The organism is Promineifilum sp. (SeqCode) (assembly GCF_041918635.1).
Lineage (GTDB): Bacteria > Chloroflexota > Anaerolineae > Promineifilales > Promineifilaceae > Promineifilum.
The window spans coordinates 1-4,013 of sequence record NZ_JAYRVJ010000466.1; the positions used below are offsets into that span (position 1 = coordinate 1).

Genomic DNA, 4,013 nt, shown 5'->3' on the forward strand with positions numbered 1-4,013 from the left:
CCGCACCTGGGGGGGCAGCGTGCTGGCGGCGATGACGCTGTGCGCGCTGGAGCCGGCCGAATCGGAGCCGGCGACCCGCCGCAACGTCGTCCAGGCGGTGAAGGAGGTGGCCGCGGCGCTGGGCAACCGGCCGGCCACCTGTCGCAAGTACTACATCCACCCGGCGGTGCTGGAGGGATACAGCGCGGGCACGCTGCCAGACGACTGGAGCGCCGCCGTCGCGGCGGCCGAGGCGCAGCCTTCCCCCGGCCTCTCGGCTGAGGAGGCGGCGCTGATGACGATCCTGCGCCGCGCCGCCTAGCATTCAGAGTCCGCATCCTCCGATGCGGGCAGCTAGCTCAGGGAGCGCATCTCAACCGAGTGCGCGCATCTGAGGATGCGCACTCTGGTGAGGGAGAAGTGCTGTGGTCGGGTTATCCCCCGTTTCGCCGTTCCCTCTCACGCCCTATACTCTGAGAAAGTGCGAGAACTGAGAGAAACAGAGATAGGGAGTAGACACAAAATGGAAGATGTCATTATCATCGGCTCCGGTCTGGCCGGGCTGAGCGCAGCGCTGGAGCTGGTGAACAAGGGTCGCCAGGTGACCATCCTGGAACGCTACAAGGTCGTCGGTGGGCGTTGCGCCGATTGGGTGTCGGACGGCATGCGCGTCGAGTCGGGGCTGCACCGCTGGCTCGGCTTCTACAAGGCGCTGCCGCGGCTGTTCAGGAAAGCGGGACTCGACCCGAACGACGCGGTCATCTGGGAGGATGAGTTGGAGATTCGGCTGCCGGACGGGGGGCCGCGCGGTGTGCTGGGCCTGGCTCCGCTCCACCGGCCGGTGCAGACCGTCGCCGGGCTGTTGGGCAACAACGACCTGATGTCGCCGGCCGACAAGGCGGCGCTGCTCTACTTCTTTTCTACCGGCCTGGTCGATCTGGTCAGTAGCCGTCGCGCCCTCGACCACAACACGGTCTATGAGTACGCGCGCAAGCGGGGCGTCAGCGAGGAGGCCATCACCAACCTGCTTGTGCCCGTCACCGAGGGCATCTTCTTTCTGCCGCCGCAGCGCTATTCGGCGATGGTGCTGATGGGTCTGCTCGCGCCGGCTATCAAGCGCCCCCACACCATTCGCGTCGGCGCCTTCTCCGGCGGCATGACCGAGGTCATGGCCGCGCCCATCGCCGAGGCCCTTACCCGCAAGGGCGCGTCCTTGCGCCTCGACGCCACGGTCGAGCGGCTGGCGGTCGAAGACGGGCGCGTGACCGGGGTCTACGTCAACGACGAGCGGATCGAGGCTGACCACGTTGTGCTGGCGACCTCGCTGGCCCCGGCCAAGCGGCTTCTCGCTGAGGCGCTGCCCAACCATCCAGCGTTCGCCAAGATGCAGCAGTTGGCGACCATGCCGGCGGTGACGCTTCAGATCGAGCTGGACGAGCCGTCGCTGCCGGAGGACCACGTCGTCTTCAGCCCCAATACCTGCCTGGCCTCCTATTCTGAGCAGAGCCGCACGACGTTCCGCGACGTACCCGGCCGGCTGTCGATCGACCTGGCCCGGCCGGAAGTGTTCATCGAGATGACGCCAGAGCAGATCTTCGCCGAGGCGATGAAGGACGCCAAGCGGCTCGACCTGAACATCGAGAACAACGTGCGGCGCTACCGCGTGGTGACCCACCCCGAGGATTTCTATCTGCTGGCAGCGGGCACGGAAGAGCTCCGGCCGCGGCAGGCCACGCCCGTCCCCGGCCTGACACTGGCCGGCGACTACACCAAGCAGCCGCTATTTTGCAGCATGGAGGGCGCGGTCATTTCCGGCCAGCGGGCGGCTAAAGCCGTTATCGCCGGATAAGCGGTACGAATAACTTGACTGGATCGTCCTGAGGCGGCTCTTCGACGCCCTTGATGGCCCACACGCCGGAAATGGCCGTGCCCGCGTAGGCGGCCCAGGACTGGGTGGGGTGGGTCGCCAGCGTGGTCACCGTCGTCAGCACGCTCATCCCGCGCTCGTACGGGGCCCAGGTCGCGCCGCCGTCCTCGCTGCGGAAGATGCCGTCGGCGTTGAAGGCGTAGGCCAGCATCGGATCGGTCGGGCTGAGCACCGGCGCGCTGACCGTGCCATAGAGCGTCCGGGTATAGGTGATGCCGTTATGGGACGGCGTCCACGTCTGGGCGTTATCGGCGCTGCGTAACAGGCCCGCGCCGCGCATGCTCATGAACAGTTCGCCCGTGATGGGGCTAATGGCAATACCCTTGACGTTATGCGCGCCGGGCGGCAGGTCGCCGTTGGCCTCAACCCACTTCTTGCCCCCGTTGGTCGAGCGGAAGAGGCCACGCGGGTTCGTCGCCACGTAAAGGGTGTCCGGGTCAGTGGGATCTACGATCAGGGCGTTGTAGACCACGCTGCTGGCCGGCGGCAGGCCGTTGGCGCGTTTCTGCCACGCCCGGCCGTTGGTCGAGACGTGGAAGCCGGCTTCCGTCAGGGCATAGACGGTAGATGGCGGCCCGGGATCGAAGGTCAACGCCAGCGTTGAATCGTCATCGCCGATGCCGCCGCCGCTCACGCTCTGCCACGAAGCGCCGCCGTCCTCGCTGCGCCACACACCATGCGCTCGCAAGCCTACGTAGAGAAGGTTCGAATCGGTTGGGTGGACAGCCAGGGCATCGACGCCGGTATTAAGCGGTAGGTCTCGCGGCAACCCGGCGTCGGCTGGTTGCCAGGTCGCGCCGCCATCCTCCGTGCGGTAAATGAGGTGGGCATTGGGGGTGGTCAACAGCGTACCCGCGTAGAGTATCGCCGGGTCGCTCGAAGGGGTGGCGATGACGCTGACGTAGGGTTGGGGGCCGGACGTCGGCTGGAGCGAGCCCAAGCGAGTCCACTCCAAAACATCATCCACGTCATCCACGTCGCCGGCGGCCAGCACCACCGACGCAACCAGGGCGGCGACCAAAGCGGCCGCCAGAATGGCGCGCAAGGTCTTCACGACGCTATCCCTCCCGCTTCTAGTGATCCAATACTACCGGGTGCTCTCGACACCACATTGTAGGATAAACGCCCGGCAATTAACATGGGCCAAATGATGCATTGTGCTATGGGCCAGACGACTTATTCCAGAGAGGAAAGGCGCACAAATGGCGGTACTACCTGGACTTGTCGAAGAGGCGCGCCACCCGTATACTGAGATAGCCATGGCCCGGATGCTCCGGGCTGCCCATTGATGCATCGAACGCCGGGGCGCGCTCGCCCCCGTGTTCCCAAGGAGGTGGCGCAGTGATACGCACAATCGCCGAGAACGTCTGGGCTTTCGATCTGGAGTGGGCCCCGGATGTGCCGACCGGCCGGCGGGTCTATGACCTACCGGCCGGCATGCCGGACGACGAGGTCATCCACACCATGTGGGCGCGCGGGGGAGCCACCGAAGACGCGCCCCAGCCCTACCTGAAGACCACGCTATGTCGCATCGTCTCGGCCGCGGTCGTAGTGCGGCGGCAGCGTGGCGATGAACCGCCGCGCGTGGCGCTGACCTCGCTGCCCCACGCCGGCGACCCGCCGCTGGCTGAGCGGGAGCTGGTCGAGCGCTTCCTGACCCAGCTCGGCCGCGAGGAGCCGCGCCCCCAGCTGGTGGGCTTCAACTCGCGCTCAGCCGATCTGCCCATCCTTATCCAGCGCGGCATCGCCCACGGCATCGGCGCGGGACAGTTCTGCCGCCGGCCGGGCAAGTCCTGGGAGGGCGTCGATTACTTCTATAAATACGGCGACTGGCACATCGACCTGAAGGAAATCGTCTGCGGCTGGGGCAAGGCCACGCCCTCGCTGCACGAATTCGCCTGCGCCTGCGGCATCCCCGGCAAGATCGACACGTCGGGCGACAACGTCATCGACCTATGGCTGTCGGGCGACATTCGGCGCATCGTCGAGTACAACCAGTGCGACGCCCTGACGACTTACCTGGTGTGGCTGCGGACGGCGCTGTTCGCCGGGCTGCTCTCGCCGGCGCAGCACGCGGCTGAGGAGCAGGGCGTGCGCGACCTGCTCG

General features: G+C 66.6%; 3 protein-coding genes and 1 pseudogene. 3 read left to right on the forward strand and 1 reads right to left on the reverse strand.

Going from position 1 to position 4,013, the window contains the following annotated elements:
* A pseudogene (locus tag ACE3UY_RS14240) lies at window positions 1–301 on the forward strand (DNA topoisomerase IB); the annotation flags it as partial.
* A gap of 201 nt (window positions 302–502) precedes the next feature.
* A complete protein-coding gene (locus ACE3UY_RS14245; protein WP_374688174.1) occupies window positions 503–1,828 on the forward strand; it encodes an FAD-dependent oxidoreductase in 1,326 nt (441 codons plus the stop codon).
* On the opposite strand, the gene ACE3UY_RS14250 is transcribed toward ACE3UY_RS14245, so the two are convergent.
* Window positions 1,815–2,960: a WD40/YVTN/BNR-like repeat-containing protein gene (locus ACE3UY_RS14250; protein ID WP_374688175.1), complete on the reverse strand. Its 1,146-nt coding sequence runs from the start codon at window positions 2,958–2,960 to the stop codon at window positions 1,815–1,817. The genes ACE3UY_RS14245 and ACE3UY_RS14250 overlap by 14 nt on opposite strands.
* 287 nt (window positions 2,961–3,247) lie before the next feature.
* Between ACE3UY_RS14250 and ACE3UY_RS14255 the strand changes: the two genes are divergently transcribed.
* On the forward strand, window positions 3,248–4,013 hold a 766-nt coding region (locus ACE3UY_RS14255), incomplete at its 3' end, for a 3'-5' exonuclease (RefSeq protein WP_374688176.1).

What these genes read in the sequence shown, in the direction of transcription:
- ACE3UY_RS14245 (WP_374688174.1), top strand. Translation starts at nt 503, where the DNA reads ATGGAAGATGTCATTATCATCGGCTCCGGTCTGGCCGGGCTGAGCGCA.